The 17,805-nt window shown below is 39.9% G+C and carries 11 protein-coding genes, 2 tRNA genes and 3 rRNA genes; 10 read left to right on the forward strand and 6 right to left on the reverse strand.

The genetic code is table 11. The features are described from left to right. Window positions 1-40: 40 nt before the first annotated feature. Window positions 41-283 (forward strand): hypothetical protein, encoded by a 243-nt coding sequence (locus tag FK004_RS08005; protein WP_108736796.1) that lies wholly within the window; start codon window positions 41-43, stop codon window positions 281-283. Window positions 284-391: 108 nt separating this feature from the next. Here FK004_RS08005 and FK004_RS08010 read toward each other — a convergent pair whose 3' ends face one another. Together FK004_RS08010 and FK004_RS08015 are read right to left on the reverse strand one after the other, a co-directional pair. After that, the gene (locus tag FK004_RS08010; RefSeq protein WP_157956056.1) at window positions 392-559 is read right to left on the reverse strand and encodes a hypothetical protein; all 168 of its coding nucleotides are present in this window, start codon (window positions 557-559) and stop codon (window positions 392-394) included. 156 nt (window positions 560-715) lie between these two features. Next, a complete protein-coding gene (locus FK004_RS08015; protein ID WP_108736798.1) occupies window positions 716-1,963 on the reverse strand; it encodes an exo-beta-N-acetylmuramidase NamZ family protein in 1,248 nt (415 codons plus the stop codon). Window positions 1,964-2,068: 105 nt separating this feature from the next. On the opposite strand from FK004_RS08015, the gene FK004_RS08020 reads away from it, so the two are divergent. The 6 genes from FK004_RS08020 (at window position 2,069) to rrf (ending at window position 9,082) form a co-directional block, all read left to right on the forward strand. Then, a complete protein-coding gene (locus FK004_RS08020) occupies window positions 2,069-3,304 on the forward strand; it encodes an ABC transporter permease (RefSeq protein WP_108736799.1) in 1,236 nt (411 codons plus the stop codon). A 678-nt stretch (window positions 3,305-3,982) separates the two neighbouring features. Continuing rightward, a 16S ribosomal RNA gene (locus FK004_RS08025) occupies window positions 3,983-5,498 on the forward strand. A 93-nt stretch (window positions 5,499-5,591) separates the two neighbouring features. Next, window positions 5,592-5,665, forward strand: a tRNA-Ile gene (locus FK004_RS08030). A gap of 94 nt (window positions 5,666-5,759) precedes the next feature. Continuing rightward, a tRNA-Ala gene (locus FK004_RS08035) sits at window positions 5,760-5,833 on the forward strand. Window positions 5,834-5,937: 104 nt separating this feature from the next. After that, window positions 5,938-8,818 (forward strand): 23S ribosomal RNA (locus FK004_RS08040). A 154-nt stretch (window positions 8,819-8,972) separates the two neighbouring features. Beyond that, window positions 8,973-9,082, forward strand: a 5S ribosomal RNA gene (rrf, locus tag FK004_RS08045). Together the 16S, 23S and 5S rRNA genes with 2 tRNA genes alongside form the textbook arrangement of a ribosomal RNA operon. A gap of 102 nt (window positions 9,083-9,184) precedes the next feature. On the opposite strand, the gene FK004_RS08050 is transcribed toward rrf, so the two are convergent. Together FK004_RS08050 and FK004_RS08055 are read right to left on the reverse strand one after the other, a co-directional pair. Beyond that, the gene (locus FK004_RS08050) at window positions 9,185-10,168 is read right to left on the reverse strand and encodes an ISAon1 family transposase (RefSeq protein WP_108736800.1); all 984 of its coding nucleotides are present in this window, start codon (window positions 10,166-10,168) and stop codon (window positions 9,185-9,187) included. Then, complete coding sequence (locus FK004_RS08055; protein WP_108736801.1) at window positions 10,161-10,508, reverse strand: ISAon1 family transposase N-terminal region protein; 348 nt, start codon at window positions 10,506-10,508, stop codon at window positions 10,161-10,163. Before FK004_RS08055 ends, FK004_RS08050 begins: the two co-directional genes overlap by 8 nt. Before the next feature lie 258 nt (window positions 10,509-10,766). On the opposite strand from FK004_RS08055, the gene FK004_RS08060 reads away from it, so the two are divergent. Together FK004_RS08060 and FK004_RS08065 are read left to right on the forward strand one after the other, a co-directional pair. Continuing rightward, window positions 10,767-11,069: a hypothetical protein gene (locus FK004_RS08060; RefSeq protein WP_108736802.1), complete on the forward strand. Its 303-nt coding sequence runs from the start codon at window positions 10,767-10,769 to the stop codon at window positions 11,067-11,069. A 562-nt stretch (window positions 11,070-11,631) separates the two neighbouring features. Further along, window positions 11,632-12,972: a sigma-54-dependent transcriptional regulator gene (locus FK004_RS08065; protein ID WP_108736803.1), complete on the forward strand. Its 1,341-nt coding sequence runs from the start codon at window positions 11,632-11,634 to the stop codon at window positions 12,970-12,972. On the opposite strand, the gene FK004_RS08070 is transcribed toward FK004_RS08065, so the two are convergent. Then, window positions 12,969-15,293, reverse strand: a complete 2,325-nt coding sequence (locus tag FK004_RS08070) for a hybrid sensor histidine kinase/response regulator (RefSeq protein ID WP_170108548.1) — start codon at window positions 15,291-15,293, stop codon at window positions 12,969-12,971. The genes FK004_RS08065 and FK004_RS08070 overlap by 4 nt on opposite strands. A 185-nt stretch (window positions 15,294-15,478) precedes the next feature. Further along, window positions 15,479-16,621, reverse strand: coding sequence for an acyl-CoA dehydrogenase (locus tag FK004_RS08075; protein ID WP_108736805.1), 1,143 nt, complete (start codon window positions 16,619-16,621; stop codon window positions 15,479-15,481). Between the two features lie 87 nt (window positions 16,622-16,708). Between FK004_RS08075 and FK004_RS08080 the strand changes: the two genes are divergently transcribed. Beyond that, window positions 16,709-17,776 (forward strand): anhydro-N-acetylmuramic acid kinase, encoded by a 1,068-nt coding sequence (locus FK004_RS08080; RefSeq protein ID WP_108736806.1) that lies wholly within the window; start codon window positions 16,709-16,711, stop codon window positions 17,774-17,776. Window positions 17,777-17,805 lie beyond the last annotated feature (29 nt).

A 17,805-nucleotide genomic window follows, 5' to 3' on the forward strand; every position in this document is an offset into this window, starting at 1 on the left:
GTGAGTATTTAAAGTTATAGCAATAAAATAGGAATAAATAATGAAACACAAAAGGAACTTAGGGATACTTTTTTTAATTTCAGTAGTACTATCACTACTCGGTTTTTTTAGCGATTCAGATCTTGTGGTTTCTTCTATGGTGACCAAAGTGATTGAGATTGCACTGATAGCTATTGTAATTTTTATTGTTTTGGCAATTCTTTATTTTATAATGAGTTTTATGCTGAAGACATCAACAAGGGTACTCACCAAAAACAAAAAAAAGAGGGAGTCTCAAAACTAAAAAAAGTCCTTAAGAATTGCATATTTGAGACCTGCGCTCTGTACAGGAGTCCGAGTAAAAAACAGAAAAAGAGGCTATTTCACGAGTTGTGAGACAGCCTCTTTTTTTTTAGGCTGCAATTCCGATGATAGACTGCTTTGCATCGGAGATCATTTCAACAACATGCTCTATAATATCTTTTACATAATCCAGGACGCCATCAATTTTGTCTTTCAGGCTCATGAAATATTCAATTATTTTTTGGATGTAATCTTTTGCTATTTCGACATAGCCCATGAATTGGTCTATTAGATTTTTTATGTGGTCAGCATTTATCATTTGGTTTGTTTTAGAGGTTAGTTGATGAGATGAATTTACAACATTGAATCTGAAACCTAAAAAGGTTTATATAAATATTAAGAATTTAATTACCCTGTTGTAAATCCGTTCTATTTAATACAGTAAATAGGGCTCTCGCATTTTTTTGAAGGCTTCCAGCCCGCTTTCCCAACTTTTTCGGATGTCCTGTTCTGGTACATTTTTTTCAATTTGAGTTTTCAATTGCTGTGTCCCGGCCAATTTTGTAAAAAAAGGAATAAAGAATTTCGTTTTATCTTCTGTTTCTTGATAGGCCCTGATAAGCCATTTTAATTCTAATTTAGTCACCCTCGGAGCATTTGATAAATCTTCGCCATAACAAGCGATACCATTATACATTGGATCTTTGGCACCCTCATTCGGTTTGGGAGTGAAAGAGAAGCCCTTTTTAGGTAGATAAGGAGAACCATAGATCTGGAATTGTTTCTCCGTTCCCCTTCCGGAACTTACAGTAGTACCTTCAAATAAGCACAGGCTGGGATATAAATTGATGGATTGTGAATTTGGTAAATTAGGCGATGGCTTTACGGGGACGTCATAGCGCATGTCTCTTTTGTAATTCAGGCATGGAATAACGGTAATCTTGCAGGTGACATTATTTTTAAGCCACTTTTCACCGTTGATCATTTGACCATATTCACCGATTGTCATTCCGTGTAATATTGGAATAGGGTGCATGCCTACGAAACTGGAATTTTCTTTTTCCAAAATAGGGCCGTCAATTATACCGCCATTAGGATTTGGCCGGTCTAAAATAATAAGTGGGATATTGTTTTCTGCACAGGCTTCCATAATATAATGTAAGGAAGAAATATAAGTATAAAATCGGGCACCTACATCCTGAAGATCAAAAACGAGAACATCAATTCCTGCAAGTTGTGCTGCTTTTGGTTTTTTGTTATTGCCATACAGCGAAATTACGGGAAGCCCAGTTTTGGTGTCGGTACCGTCTTTGATATGTTCACCAGCATCTGCAGTACCACGGAAACCATGTTCTGGAGCAAATATTTTTTGAAGATTGATTTTTTTCGAAAGTAAAAAGTCTACAATTGAAACTGGTGTTGTTCCTTCAGTAATGATTCCAGTTTGATTGGTCACTATACCGATACGTTTTCCTGCTAATAAGGGAAGGTAAGTGGTGTAATTTTCTGCTCCGGTCTTAATCGCGGCAGTTGCTATAGGATTATTGAGGGAATCAGTTGTGGCAGTAGGAGGATTATGGTTTTTTTTTGAAGGTGCATTCCTGACTGTAGTATTGCCACAGGTGCTTAGAATTAGCAGGCCTGCTAAAATGAATTGGGAATAGTTGAAAATAGTGCTCATAGGGTTGGCTGTAAATGTTTATTAAAATTGTATTATCAACTTAAGCCAGCGGAAAGGCAAGGCAAATAAGTTTGTGTATATTTGTGCTATTAAAAATAAGTCAATTTGAATTTAGAATATTTTATAGCCAAAAGATTGATTACTGCTAAAGATCATAAAAGTAGTATATCCACACCAATTATGAAAATTGCAATAGCAGCAATTGCTATCGGAATGGTTATGATGATTGTGTCCGTTGCTACAGGTATTGGATTACAGCAAAAAATCCGTCAAAAGGTTTCTGCTTTTAATGGGAATATTATCATATCCAATTTTGACAACAATAGTTCAGATGTGAGTCTGGTGCCGATTTCTACCCAACAGGATTTTTATCCGCAATTTAAAACAGTCGCTGGTATAAGGCACATACAGGCAATTATTAAAAAGGCAGGTATCATCCGGACCGAAAAATCATTTGAAGGAATAATCTTTAAAGGAATCGGTAAAGATTTCGAATGGGATAATATAGAAGAGTATATCGTAAAAGGGAGGAAACCGAATCTTAGCGGAACTCTCAATGAGGAAGTCTTAATCTCAGAATTTCTGGCAAACCGGCTTAATCTTAAAATAGGGGATCGTTTTAATACCTATTTTATGAAAGAGGAAGCGAATAAATTACCGAATCGGAGGGTTTTTACATTAGTGGGAATCTATAATTCCGGTCTTCAGGAGTATGATGGCACTTATATCATGGGGGATATCCGTCATATGCAACGAATCAATAAATGGCAGCCGGATCAGGTGGGAGCATTTGAACTTTATGTAAAGGACTTCACGGCTATAGCTGCTACCGGTAAAGAAGTATATGAAAAAATTCCACCTACGCTCGACACTCAGACTATTGTAGAGAAATACGCTTACATATTTGATTGGCTCAAACTTTTTGATTTCAATATTGTATTGATTTTGGTGCTTATGATTCTTGTAGCTACAATTAATATGGTAGTTGCATTATTGGTGTTGATTTTGGAGCGTACACAAATGATTGGAACTTTAAAAGCGCTTGGTGCGAGTAATTGGGTGATCCGTAAAATATTTCTCTATAATTCTGCCTACCTTATTTTTTCCGGGCTAATTATTGGAAATGTTTTAGCGATTGGTTTATTATTGATCCAAAAATATTTCGGGGTAATCAAACTGAACCCCGAGAATTACTATGTGACAGAAGCACCTGTTTATTTTAATTGGTTGTATATTGTAGGATTGAACGTGGGGACAATTGTAATTTGTCTTTTGGTTCTGCTGATTCCTTCCTATATAATAACACGAATTTCTCCAATCAAAGCAATTCGTTTTGATTAATATTGATGATAACGGCAATGTGATTGCTGTCTATATAATATAGGTATAGTATATAAAGTATAAAAATCCCCTTTTTGATTCAGATCAAAAAGGGGATTTTGTTTTAGGGTAGTAGCTGGAGTTGCCTATTATATAGGAGTAGTACTGTGGTTAAAATAGAAATCAACGCACGGCTGAAGAAAGTTTTAAAACCTTCCTGTGGTTAGTTTATTGTTTTCCAGACAATTAAAATATAATATTAAATAAATCTTAAAAAAAGGGTATTAAAGGCTAGGAAAAGCGGAAAAAGGGGTTACTTTTGCACCCGCAATAAGGGCGAGTTCATAATTATATTGAGATGGGTTTAAGAAAAGGTGTTGAAAAAATACTTTACAAAAAGCTTGTCAGAAATAAAGAGATGATTTACCTTTGCGCTCCGCAAAACACGGGAAGTTCGTTGAAAGATTGAGTAAGTAATAGAAGGGAAAAGGAGGTGTTAAATCTTCCGAAAAAAAAACTTCAAAAAAAGCTTGCGAGATAGAAACGAAAGATATAGTTTTGCAGCCGCTTTGAGAGACAAGCGAAACACAAGAAGACACGTTCATAGACATATTGAATTGACAGCAAATAAGAGAGAGTAAGGCTACTATAGGTAGTAAAGAATACGCTAAATTTTCGTCGACAAATTATTAAAATTATACGATGAAGAGTTTGATCCTGGCTCAGGATGAACGCTAGCGGCAGGCTTAACACATGCAAGTCGAGGGGTATGGTTCTTCGGAACCAGAGACCGGCGCACGGGTGCGTAACGCGTATGCAATCTACCTTTTACAAAGGGATAGCCCAGAGAAATTTGGATTAATACCTTATAGTATTATTGAGTGGCATCATTTAATAATTAAAGATTTATCGGTAAAAGATGAGCATGCGTCCCATTAGCTAGTTGGTATGGTAACGGCATACCAAGGCAACGATGGGTAGGGGTCCTGAGAGGGAGATCCCCCACACTGGTACTGAGACACGGACCAGACTCCTACGGGAGGCAGCAGTGAGGAATATTGGACAATGGGCGCAAGCCTGATCCAGCCATGCCGCGTGCAGGATGACGGTCCTATGGATTGTAAACTGCTTTTATACGGGAAGAAACCCTGGCTCGTGAGCCAGATTGACGGTACCGTAGGAATAAGGATCGGCTAACTCCGTGCCAGCAGCCGCGGTAATACGGAGGATCCAAGCGTTATCCGGAATCATTGGGTTTAAAGGGTCCGTAGGCGGCCTCGTAAGTCAGTGGTGAAATCTCCCGGCTCAACCGGGAAATTGCCATTGATACTGCAGGGCTTGAATTATTAGGAAGTAACTAGAATATGTAGTGTAGCGGTGAAATGCTTAGATATTACATGGAATACCGATTGCGAAGGCAGGTTACTACTAATATATTGACGCTGATGGACGAAAGCGTGGGTAGCGAACAGGATTAGATACCCTGGTAGTCCACGCCGTAAACGATGGATACTAGCTGTTCGGGTGCAAATCTGAGTGGCTAAGCGAAAGTGATAAGTATCCCACCTGGGGAGTACGTTCGCAAGAATGAAACTCAAAGGAATTGACGGGGGCCCGCACAAGCGGTGGAGCATGTGGTTTAATTCGATGATACGCGAGGAACCTTACCAAGGCTTAAATGTAGATTGACAGGACTGGAAACAGTTTTTTCTTCGGACAATTTACAAGGTGCTGCATGGTTGTCGTCAGCTCGTGCCGTGAGGTGTCAGGTTAAGTCCTATAACGAGCGCAACCCCTGTCGTTAGTTGCCAGCGAGTCATGTCGGGAACTCTAACGAGACTGCCAGTGCAAACTGAGAGGAAGGTGGGGATGACGTCAAATCATCACGGCCCTTACGCCTTGGGCTACACACGTGCTACAATGGACGGTACAGAGAGCAGCCACTGGGCGACCAGGAGCGAATCTATAAAACCGTTCACAGTTCGGATCGGAGTCTGCAACTCGACTCCGTGAAGCTGGAATCGCTAGTAATCGGATATCAGCCATGATCCGGTGAATACGTTCCCGGGCCTTGTACACACCGCCCGTCAAGCCATGGAAGCTGGGGGTACCTGAAGTCGGTGACCGCAAGGAGCTGCCTAGGGTAAAACTGGTAACTGGGGCTAAGTCGTAACAAGGTAGCCGTACCGGAAGGTGCGGCTGGAACACCTCCTTTCTAGAGAAAGACGTAAAATGAAGCTCTTTATGATGTATATGATGCATTACTCTCGCTGTTAGTTCAAATAATACAAATTAAGCAAAAAAACAGAGTCTCGTAGCTCAGCTGGTTAGAGTACTACACTGATAATGTAGGGGTCGGCAGTTCGAGTCTGCCCGGGACTACTATTTTAAGCTTAATTAAAAGGAAATTTTAGAAGTATGAGTATGAATTACCATTAATTCAAAATTCAACATTCATAATTTAAAATTAGGAAATGGGGGATTAGCTCAGCTGGCTAGAGCGCCTGCCTTGCACGCAGGAGGTCATCGGTTCGACTCCGATATTCTCCACAATTCACGTAGAGTGAAAAAAGTTCATTGACATATTGAGATAAGAAAAATATTAAAAAGTAGAAAGCACAATTTTTTACATAGTAATATGTAAAGAGAAAGTACAATAAGCAAAATAAGGGCGTATGGGGAATGCCTAGGCTCTCAGAGGCGATGAAGGACGTGATAAGCTGCGAAAAGCTACGGGGATCGGCACACACGACTTGATCCGTAGATATCCGAATGGGGCAACCCGGTATGTTGAAGACATGCCACACCGATAGGTGAGCAAACCCGCTGAACTGAAACATCTAAGTAGGCGGAGGAGAAGAAAACAAAAGTGATTCCGTAAGTAGTGGCGAGCGAACGCGGATTAGCCCAAACCAAAGTTGTTACGGCAATTTTGGGGTTGTAGGACCACGCGATTTCTTGCGGATAGAATAAGAATTAACTGGAAAGTTAAACCATAGAGGGTGATAGTCCCGTATTAGTAATAGAAGATAAGAATAGTGGTATCCTGAGTAGGGCGGGGCACGTGAAACCCTGTCTGAATTTGGCGGGACCATCCGCTAAGGCTAAATACTCCTGAGAGACCGATAGTGAACCAGTACCGTGAGGGAAAGGTGAAAAGAACCGTGAATAACGGAGTGAAATAGATCCTGAAACCATACGCTTACAAGCGGTCGGAGCCCTTTCGTGGGGTGACGGCGTGCCTTTTGCATAATGAGCCTACGAGTTAACGTTGCTGGCAAGGATAAGTGGTTAAGCCACGGATCCGTAGCGAAAGCGAGTCTGAATAGGGCGCTTTAGTCAGTAGTGTTAGACGCGAAACCGTGTGATCTACCCATGGGCAGGATGAAGCTGTGGTAACACATAGTGGAGGTCCGAACCGGTTGACGTTGAAAAGTCTTCGGATGACCTGTGGGTAGGGGTGAAAGGCCAATCAAACTCGGAAATAGCTCGTACTCCCCGAAATGCATTTAGGTGCAGCGTTAGTTATAAAGTTATATAGAGGTAGAGCTACTGATTGGATGCGGGGGCTTCACCGCCTACCAATTCCTGACAAACTCCGAATGCTATATAATGTTCACTAACAGTGAGGGCATGGGTGCTAAGGTCCATGTCCGAGAGGGAAAGAACCCAGACCATCAGCTAAGGTCCCCAAATATATGCTAAGTTGAAAAAACGAGGTTTGTCTGCCCAGACAGCTAGGATGTTGGCTTGGAAGCAGCCATTCATTTAAAGAGTGCGTAACAGCTCACTAGTCGAGCGGACGAGCATGGATAATAATCGGGCATAAGCATATTACCGAAGCTATGGATTTGTAATTTATTACAAGTGGTAGGGGAGCATTCTAACAGGGCCGAAGGTGTATCGTGAGGTATGCTGGACCGGTTAGAAAAGAAAATGTAGGCATAAGTAACGATAATGCGGGCGAGAAACCCGCACACCGAAAGACTAAGGTTTCCTCAGCTATGCTAATCAGCTGAGGGTTAGTCGGGTCCTAAGGCGAACCCGAAAGGGACAGTCGATGGCCAACGGGTTAATATTCCCGTACTACTGATAACTGTGATGGGGTGACGGAGTGATGAAAGTGTCGCGAACTGACGGAATAGTTCGTTGAAGGCTGTAGCTATATTCTCGATAGGCAAATCCGTTGAGAATGGCAAAGGCCGATAGTACTCGGAGTCTTCGGACAAAGAGATAGTACACCTAAGGGCTTCCAAGAAAAACCTCTAAACTTCAGGTTATTAGTACCCGTACCGTAAACCGACACAGGTAGTCGAGGAGAGAATCCTAAGGTGCTCGAGAGATTCATGGCTAAGGAATTAGGCAAAATAGACCTGTAACTTCGGGAGAAAGGTCGCCAGCGCAAGCTGGCCGCAGTGAAGAGGTCCAGGCGACTGTTTATCAAAAACACAGGGCTCTGCAAAATCGTAAGATGAAGTATAGGGCCTGACACCTGCCCGGTGCTGGAAGGTTAAGAGGAGATGTTATCTTCGGAGAAGCATTGAATTGAAGCCCCAGTAAACGGCGGCCGTAACTATAACGGTCCTAAGGTAGCGAAATTCCTTGTCGGGTAAGTTCCGACCTGCACGAATGGTGTAACGATCTGGACACTGTCTCAGCCATGAGCTCGGTGAAATTGTAGTATCGGTGAAGATGCCGATTACCCGCAGTGGGACGAAAAGACCCTGTGCACCTTTACTATAGCTTAGTATTGACTTTGGATAAGTGATGTGTAGGATAGGTGGGAGACTTCGATCCAGCGTCGCCAGGCGTTGGTTAGTCATTGTTGAAATACCACCCTTTGCTTATCTGAAGCCTAACCCCGTATTGCGGGGGACATTGCTTGGTGGGTAGTTTGACTGGGGTGGTCGCCTCCAAAAGAGTAACGGAGGCTTCTAAAGGTTCCCTCAGTACGCTTGGTAACCGTGCGTAGAGTGCAATGGCATAAGGGAGCTTGACTGAGAGACATACAGGTCGATCAGGTACGAAAGTAGAGCATAGTGATCCGGTGGTTCCGCATGGAAGGGCCATCGCTCAAAGGATAAAAGGTACGCCGGGGATAACAGGCTGATCTCCCCCAAGAGCTCATATCGACGGGGGGTTTGGCACCTCGATGTCGGCTCGTCACATCCTGGGGCTGGAGAAGGTCCCAAGGGTTGGGCTGTTCGCCCATTAAAGTGGCACGCGAGCTGGGTTCAGAACGTCGTGAGACAGTTCGGTCTCTATCTACTGTGGGCGTTAGAAATTTGAGTGGATCTGACTCTAGTACGAGAGGACCGAGTTGGACAAACCTCTAGTGTATCTGTTGTCCCGCCAGGGGCATCGCAGAGTAGCTACGTTTGGAAGGGATAAGCGCTGAAAGCATATAAGCGCGAAACCCACCACAAGATGAGATTTCTTTTAAGGGTCGTGGAAGATGACCACGTTGATAGGCTATAGATGTAAAGGCAGTAATGTCATAGTCGAGTAGTACTAATAACCCGTAAGCTTATGTACGAATCCTCCCGGGGAACCGGGAGGGTGCAACTTTCTAAAAATAGTAAATAAAAATACTTTCTTTATCTCAGTATGTTAAGATATTGTCTGTTGTTTTGCATCAATTTATGGTGTATTAATAATAGAAAGATTGCCCAAAGCAATTGTAACGACTTAAGGTGGTTATTGCGGCGGGGCTCACCTCTTCCCATCCCGAACAGAGAAGTTAAGCCCGCCTGCGCAGATGGTACTGCAGTTATGTGGGAGAGTATGTCGTCGCCTTTCTTTTAAAAACCCTTCATCTATGATGAAGGGTTTTTTGTTTTACAACACTTCTGTACAACAAAACAAAACAACAAAAGTGGGATCAAACGCAAAGCTTGGGGATTACCCAAAAAGATTAGATAATCTAAATAAGAAGAAATCTACTTTACGCACTCCTCTAAATTGACTTCTAAATGCTTTTACTTTAGCATTAAAAGATTCTGCTGAAGCATTTGTACTTCTATTGTCAAAATAGTTTAAGATTGACTGGTAATTAACCGTTATAGTATTTAAAAGGATATTAAAATTTTTAAACCCTGACTCCTCTACATTCCTGTACCAATGTGCCAGTTTTGTCATCGCAACGTGTTTATTGTTATGATTGTTGTAAATACCTCGTAGTTGTTGGGTTAAACTGTATGCTTTTTTAATATCGGGATATAAGCTAAATAACAATTGGGCTCGTTCATTTTGTCTTTCGGTCCATTTATTGCGGGATTTATAAAGAACATATCTACTTCTGGCGAGCAACTGTTTTACAGAGTCTCCATTAGATAAAAGATCTGGGCGATAAGTTTTGTTTTCTCTTTTCGCTTGTAATATCAATCGATTCTCAGTATCCATCGCTTCCCAACGATATTTTATTCTAATCTCCTGTAATGCTTCTAGAGCCAATTTTTGAACATGAAATCTATCGGTCACCTGTACCGCTTTTGGAAAACATTTTTTGGAAATCAACTTCATGGAATTAGCCATGTCAAGTGTTATTTCTTGAACCCAACTTCTTTTTTTGTAATCAATTTTACAGATATGTTCAATGACCTGATCTGCCTTTGTCCCTGCAACAATAGCAACTAGGCAACCTTTTTTACCTCTAGCTTCCTTATTGGTTACAATAGTAAAAAGCTCACCCTGAGACAAGGCTACTTCATCAATTGACAAGTGGGTACCTATATTTTCAGGATAAATAATCCACTCATGTGCATGTTCACGTGGAGCCCACGTACTAAAGGAGCTTAAATATTTTTTGTATTGTCTTTGTAATTTTTTCCCATTGACTCCAAAGAAACCTCCAATGGTATGACAGTCAATAGCAGTTTTATCTATTAATTTCTTTTAAAAAAGCCGCAAACTCCTGAGTCATGCGGGTTCCCTTGGCAACTAGATTCCAATCTCTTTTAACGATCTCACTTGTGTCTTTATTGGTCCAGCGACGTCTTTTGATGTGTAGATACACAAACTTCCCTCTCAAAGGAAAGTCCTGAATAGTGATCTCATCCTGGAAACCCTTTGAGATTAACTGAAGTCCATTAAATTCTGACGGAGGTTTGGCATTCTCTTCAAAGTATAGGTGTAATATTTCTTCTGTATTAGTAGAAGAAACCACTTCAAAATGGTCAACTAAAAAATCAGGAAGCATAAACTTCAATAGCTCTATAGGGGTCATATCAAATTCTTAGATTGCAAATTTCTGATTTTATTTTGACATTCCTCCCCAAGTTTTGTTCTTGATCCCTTTTGTGTACTGCTTCCACATAGTGTAGAAATAAAACTGCTTTTTTAGATTTCAATATATCGCACGAAAATGCCATAAAGCGCTGTAATATAGCTATTAAGTAAGTGGCTTTAATAAAACGGAATGCTTTGGTATAGTTCTTTCATACTGATTATACAGAGAACAAGTACAACCTTAAAATATAGCATTATGAAAAATTTATTTTTAACAGCCGCTTTAGTAATTGCCTTATCGTTTAATGCTTCTGCTAACACAGTAACTGAATCCACAACTACCAATACTACTATCCACCAGGAGAAAGAATATAAGAAAATAGAAGCCTCAGAGATCTCTCAGGATGCTTTGAAAGTAATTGGAGCCAAGTACTCGGGTTATAGCCTTGAAGAGGCTTATGTAGCCGCTGATGGAGAATACAAATTGATACTCTCGAAAGACGGGCAAAAAGTAACCGCTCTCTTTACCGCTGCCGGTGAATTTGTGAAAGAAGTATAATTAATTACGTTACATGATTGTGCGTAATAAGATAATTATTATACAGGCTTATGGTATTTAATATCATAAACCCGTTTTCTGTAATGGCAATTTATACTAATGGGATCAATAAATTTTGTTTTTGAGCTTATAAATAGACACTTGTGAAATGGGGTCAATTATCCAAATCCACACTAATATGTTGATTTTTTCCACACTATTGTGTAGAATTCCACATAATTAAATATGTGTAATAAAAAAATAGCTTGACTAAAAATGGCTTATCTGTTTGTTTTTCAGTTAATTGTATAGTGTTTGTGCTTAGAGTCATTTTTTGGCACGTTTATTTCATATACTATAATAACGAACAAGGATACAAATTGAAATTATATCAATACAATATATAGCTATCTAACCCATAGGCTAAAATTTTAAGTAAGGTGAAAAAGAGAATTTATTCTCACTAAGGAGACAGCAATGTCTCCTTTTTTATTTTATAATAAATGCTGCATTATAACATTTATTAACACTATTAATTAACATTAAACTATAAATTTGTAATGCCTAATATATAATCTCCCAGATGAGTTCGAAAATTTTAGTTGTTGATGATGATACATCTTTTTGTTTAATGCTTCAGACTTTTTTACAAAAGAAAGGATTTGAAGTAACTAATGCTTTCACAGCGAAAGATGCAGTAGACATTATAAAAGCTGAAAAATTTGATATTGTTCTTACCGATATCAGACTCCCGGATAGTGATGGTTTACAGGTCCTTAAAACGGTCAAAGAAATTTCATTTGATACCCAGGTTATCTTAATGACCGGTTATACCGATATTAAGACTGCGGTTAATTCTATGAAATTGGGTGCCTATGATTATGTTGGGAAACCAATTAATCCGGACGAAATCCTCCATACTATTAATGCAGCCCTAAAGAAAACCAATATACAGGATACCAAACCGGTTGCTCCTCAAAAAGCAGTTGCGACTGAATCCGTTCAATTTGTAAAAGGGATCAGTAATCATTCCAATCAATTACATGAATACATAAGCCTCGTGGCTCCTACCAATATGTCGGTATTGATTATTGGTGATAGTGGTACTGGTAAAGAATATATAGCACATTCGATTCATATGCAAAGCAAGCGTCATGCAAAACCTTTCATTGCAGTAGATTGCGGCGCAATACCAAAGGAATTAGCGTCCAGCGAGTTTTTTGGACATCTTAAAGGCTCATTTACAGGAGCGATTAATGATAAAATTGGTCATTTTGAAGCAGCTAATGGCGGTACGATTTTCCTGGATGAAGTAGGTAATCTATCTTACGACGTACAGGTTCAGTTATTGCGGGCACTTCAGGAGCGAAAAGTAAAACCGATTGGAAGCAACCAGGAAATAAAAGTTGATATCCGTGTGATCGCGGCAACCAATGAAGATTTAGCCGAAGCCGTTAAAAGAGGCGATTTCAGGGAAGATTTGTATCACAGGCTTAATGAGTTCTGTATTCAGGTACCAAAGCTCTCAGAGCGCAAGAATGACCTTATGATTTTTGCGAATCACTTCTTGGCACAAGCCAATGATGATCTCGAAAAAGATGTCATCGGATTTAGTGATGATGTTACTGATCTGTTTAAGAATTACGAATGGCCTGGCAATTTGAGGGAAATGAAAAACATCATCAAAAGATCGGTTTTATTGACCAAGTCCGATTATGTGACTATTGATGTACTGCCTTTGGAAATGCTCGAAAGCCCTGAAAAACAGGTGACCTATTCGCTGTATTCCCAACAGGATGAGGAAACAGCGATACGACAGGCATTGGAAAAGACAAATTACAATAAATCCAAGGCAGCAATTATGCTGGATATAGATCGTAAAACGTTATATAATAAACTTAAGCTTTATAATATAGAGCTCTAATTTAAAATATCCTCTTCAAATTTTTGATTCAGTGCCTGAATCGATGCCACAACATTTTTTACAAAAATTAGAGCTTCCTCATTGGGGGCTAATTTTTTGTCTTCAATAATTTCTAATAAGGAAACTATAGAGTGTACATTCATTTGTTTCAGCATTGGAATCATTTTATGTGCTAATTCCGACATAGCATTTTGATCTTGCTCCATCGTTTTTTGGAGTAATAATTCGCAATTTTCATCTGCGCTTAGAATGAAATTTTTAAGAATCAATTTTAGTGATTCCTGATCATTTTGGGTAAACTGGTTCAGACTGCTCAGGTCATAAAGGTCCTCTGAATATTCTATTTTGGCAGGAATGACCAAAGGAAGGATAACACGATTTTCAAAAATATCGCGGAGCAATGACAATAATGCTTCAAGCTGTATGGGTTTCGGGTGAAAAGATGTAAATCCTTTTGCAGTAAAATCATCCATGCTCAAATCTCTTTTACCGGATAACGCGATCACAGGCAGGTTTGATATTTTTGGATTTTTATGGTTCCGGATTTGATTGACCAGTTCAAAGCCGTCAATTTTAGGCATCTGTATATCGCTTAAAACCAAATCAAACGGCTCATTCGTTAAAATATCAATAGCAAGGGCTGCATCAACGGTAGTTTTTATTTCCGGAGGGTAGTTGCTGAAAATTTCTTTCATAAGGCCCAATTGCATAGCGTCATCGTCAATGATAAGTATTTTTTTATTCCTTAAAAAATTATATTCCTTTTCGGCATCGGTGTTTTGCGCTATCGGATCAGTTACATTTGATTTTTCAAGAGGTATTTTGATAGTAAATACGGCCCCTTCAAGAGGTTCACTTTCTACCGTAATATCACCGCCCAATAAGTGTAATATCCTCTGTGCAATAGTAAGGCCTAATCCGGTACCACCAAATTTTTTCTCAATTCCCGAATGTGCCTGTGTAAATTCCTTGAAAATGATCTCCTGCTGGCTTTTGGGAATCCCGATCCCAGTATCAATGACCTGAATGACAATAAACGGTCGCGCATTTGGATATTGTATTGTTGCCGCCACCTGGACGGAACCTTCCTGGGTAAATTTGATGGAATTTGTAATCAGGTTCGTCAGTATCTGTTTGATCCGGTAGGGATCGGAAATATAATTGTTATTGAGGTGCTCGTCAATATTCCATTTTAACTGTATGCCTTTGTTCAGGGCGTTGGGCTCTAAGGGCTGGCAGGTATTTTCAATGAGTTCCTTGAAATTGAAACTGATCTGTTCAATCTTGATCTTATCATTCTCCAGTTTGGAAAAGTCAATAAGGTCATTGACCAGTTTTAAGATGTAATGCGATGAATGTTTGACATTGTCGAGGTATTGTTTCTGTTTCGGATTTAATTCTGTACCTTTTAAGAGGTCTGAAAATCCGATGATACTGCCTAATGGTGTCTGGATGTCATGGGTCACTGTGGCTAAAAGCATCATTTTACTGCGCAACAAATCCTCCTTTTCTACATTCAGGACTTCAAGTTGGGTTCTGTACCGTTGATTTTTAGAAAGGTCACTGATGATAATCCATGCAAAAACGATTAAGAGCAGGAAAGTGCCGGCACCAATCCAGGCCATTGTTTGGGTAGTATGGTCAATCGCAGCTTTGGACTGTTTTATTTTGACATAAGATTTTTGGAGGATCTCATTCTCAAGAGAACTTAAAATTACCCGAAGCTTATCGGAGATGATTCTGTTTTCGTCCTGTAGTTTCTGTTCTTTTTTGAATAACTGAAATTTAAGGAGATTATCTTTAATCACGAGGTCAGTCAGGACATCTTCAAAGGCCATAGCGAGCGAGTCATTGGGAATCTGAAGCTTGCTCAGGGAATCGTAGATTCGTGGCGGCAGCGCGTCTTTGATCACTTTCCGAACCTGATTGCCATCTTTAAATTTGACCGGTTTGACTTTACTGGTCAGGGAGTCTTTAGTTCTGTAAATACCATTAACGGCTTTGTCAAAGGTTGAGTTTTGATTGTATTTTTTGCGGAAAGTAATAATGTCAGTGATACTCTTTTTCTTTTTATTGAGTAAAAGCTGTATGGAGTCGAATTTGCTCAGCTGATCCGGTTCGGCATGATATTTTATGATTTCTATTTCTGAATTGACACTATCCAGCATTTTGTTGTACTCTGTAAAATCTTTGATGGAGCCAGTAAGGATGGAATTCCGGCCTACTGCTTCAGAAGCATATAGATTAGCAATCGCAGTACTGATCTGGATGATCTTTTTATTATCGGTATCCGCATCGTTATCGGGGACGGCAATTTTCAAAATTTCGGTGTATACAAACCAAACCGAAACAACGGCGATAACAAATAATAATAAATAGCCTATTATGACTTTTGTTTTAAGCGATTTAGGCTTCTGATTCATAGGGAGTACATTGGATAGGTAAATTTAAATCAAAAAAAATGCCCAACGGTTGTTGGGCATTCTAAAATATCGTTAAAAGACGTTTATCCGTTGATAATTCCGCGGGAAATTACAATTTTTTGAATTTCAGACGTTCCTTCATAAATCTGAGTGATTTTAGCATCACGCATCATTCGCTCTACATGGTACTCTTTAACATAGCCATTTCCACCGTGAATTTGTACCGCTTCAACAGCTACATCCATTGCAGTCTGCGAAGCAAAAAGTTTTGCCATAGCGCCACTCATATCGTAGTTATTATGGTTGTCTTTGTCCCATGCCGCTTTCATGCATAAATGACGGGCTGCTTCAATGCTTACAGCCATGTCGGCCAATTTAAAAGCGATAGCCTGGTGATTGCAGATTTCTGTACCGAAAGCTTTACGCTCCTTAGAATATTTTAAAGCCAGTTCATACGCTCCGGAAGCTATTCCAAGGGCTTGTGAAGCAATACCGATTCTTCCGCCAGCTAAGGTTTTCATTGCAAATTTGAATCCGAATCCATCTTCGCCAATCCTGTTCTCCTTTGGTACTTTTACATCGGTAAACATAAGGGAGTGAGTGTCTGAACCACGAATACCCATCTTTTGTTCTTTTGGCCCGATTTCAAAACCAGCCATGCCTTTTTCCATGATCAGGGCATTGATCCCCTTATGTTTTTTCTCTACATCCGTTTGTGCGATAACCAGATAAACATCAGCAGTACCACCATTGGTAATCCAGTTTTTGGTGCCATTTACAAGATAGTGATCCCCTTTGTCTATAGCAGTTGTTCTTTGTGAAGTAGCATCGCTACCTGCTTCCGGCTCTGAAAGACAGAAAGCACCGATGATTTCACCTGAAGCCAGGCGGGGTAAATATTTTTGTTTTTGTTCTTCTGATCCAAAAGCCTGCAGACCCCAGCATACTAAAGAGTTGTTTACAGACATTACTACAGAGGCGGATGCGTCTACTTTCGAAATTTCTTCCATGGCAAGCACATAAGAAATGGTGTCCAGACCGCTTCCTCCATATTCGGGGGAAACCATCATACCCATAAATCCAAGTTCTCCCATCTTCTTGATTTGTTCAGCCGGGAAAATCTGTTTTTCATCTCTTTCAATCACACCTGGGAGCAATTCGTTTTGAGCAAAATCTCTTGCTGCTTTTTGAATCATTAAATGCTCTTCTGTAAGTTTAAAGTCCATAATTATATTTTGCTATTGTTTTAAAAAATGTTGTCAAAGATAATTTTTAATTATGAAATTTTCAATTTTGATTAGTAATTTTGGCGAATGATGGAAAAAAACTACAACGTTATCGGAATAATGTCAGGAACATCACTTGACGGTATCGATTTGGCTCATGTATTTTTGAAAAAGACAGCCGAAAAATGGACGTATGAAATTGTGGAATCGGAAACGGTACCCTATAGTACGGAATGGATAACAAGGCTAAAATCGGCCATTGGATTTTCCCCGGAGCAACTTCATATTCTCAATGTGGATTATACCTGGCTTTTGGCGGAAGTGATTAATGATTTTATAGACCGGCATAATTTGGAGGCGATTGATGCGGTTTGTTCCCATGGGCATACCATTTTGCATCAGCCCCAGAATGGGATTACCCTGCAAATTGGAAACCTGCCATTGCTTTCGGGGTTAGTTCAGCAAAACATCGTATGTGATTTTCGGGTACAGGATGTGGAATTGGGAGGGCAGGGAGCGCCATTAGTACCTATCGGTGATCAGTTGTTATTTCTGGAATATGACTATTGCCTGAATTTGGGTGGTTTTTCCAATGTTTCTTTTGAATACCGGGACCAGCGGATTGCGTTTGATATTTCTCCTGTAAATACAGTCCTGAATTTCTATGCCAATAGTATGGGGCTCGATTATGATGATAAAGGACAGTTTGCTCAAAGTGGGAACTGTAATGAGGCGATGCTAAATGCATTGAATGCACTGCCATTTTACAGGATGCCATTTCCAAAATCACTGGGGTTTGAATTTGTGCGGGATACTGTTTTGCCTTTAATGGAAGAATTTGAAATTCCTGTGGCTGATAAGCTGCATACTTTTATTACCCATGTCGCTTTTCAGACAGCGGCAGCACTCCCTAAAAAAGAAGGGAAGATGCTCGTTTCTGGCGGTGGCGTTTATAATGAATACCTGATTTTAAAAATTAGGGAATACCTTCCGGATATGGACATCCGGATCCCAGACGCAAAAACCATTGAATATAAAGAAGCCCTGATCTTTGCGCTGTTGGGCGTACTGAAATTAAGAGGTGAAATTAATGTGCTGGCCAGTGTTACCGGAGCGCAAAATAATCACAGTTCGGGCCAGATTTATTATATCTGAGTAAAAAACAAAATCACTATTCATAATTC

The organism is Flavobacterium kingsejongi (genome assembly GCF_003076475.1).
GTDB lineage: Bacteria > Bacteroidota > Bacteroidia > Flavobacteriales > Flavobacteriaceae > Flavobacterium > Flavobacterium kingsejongi.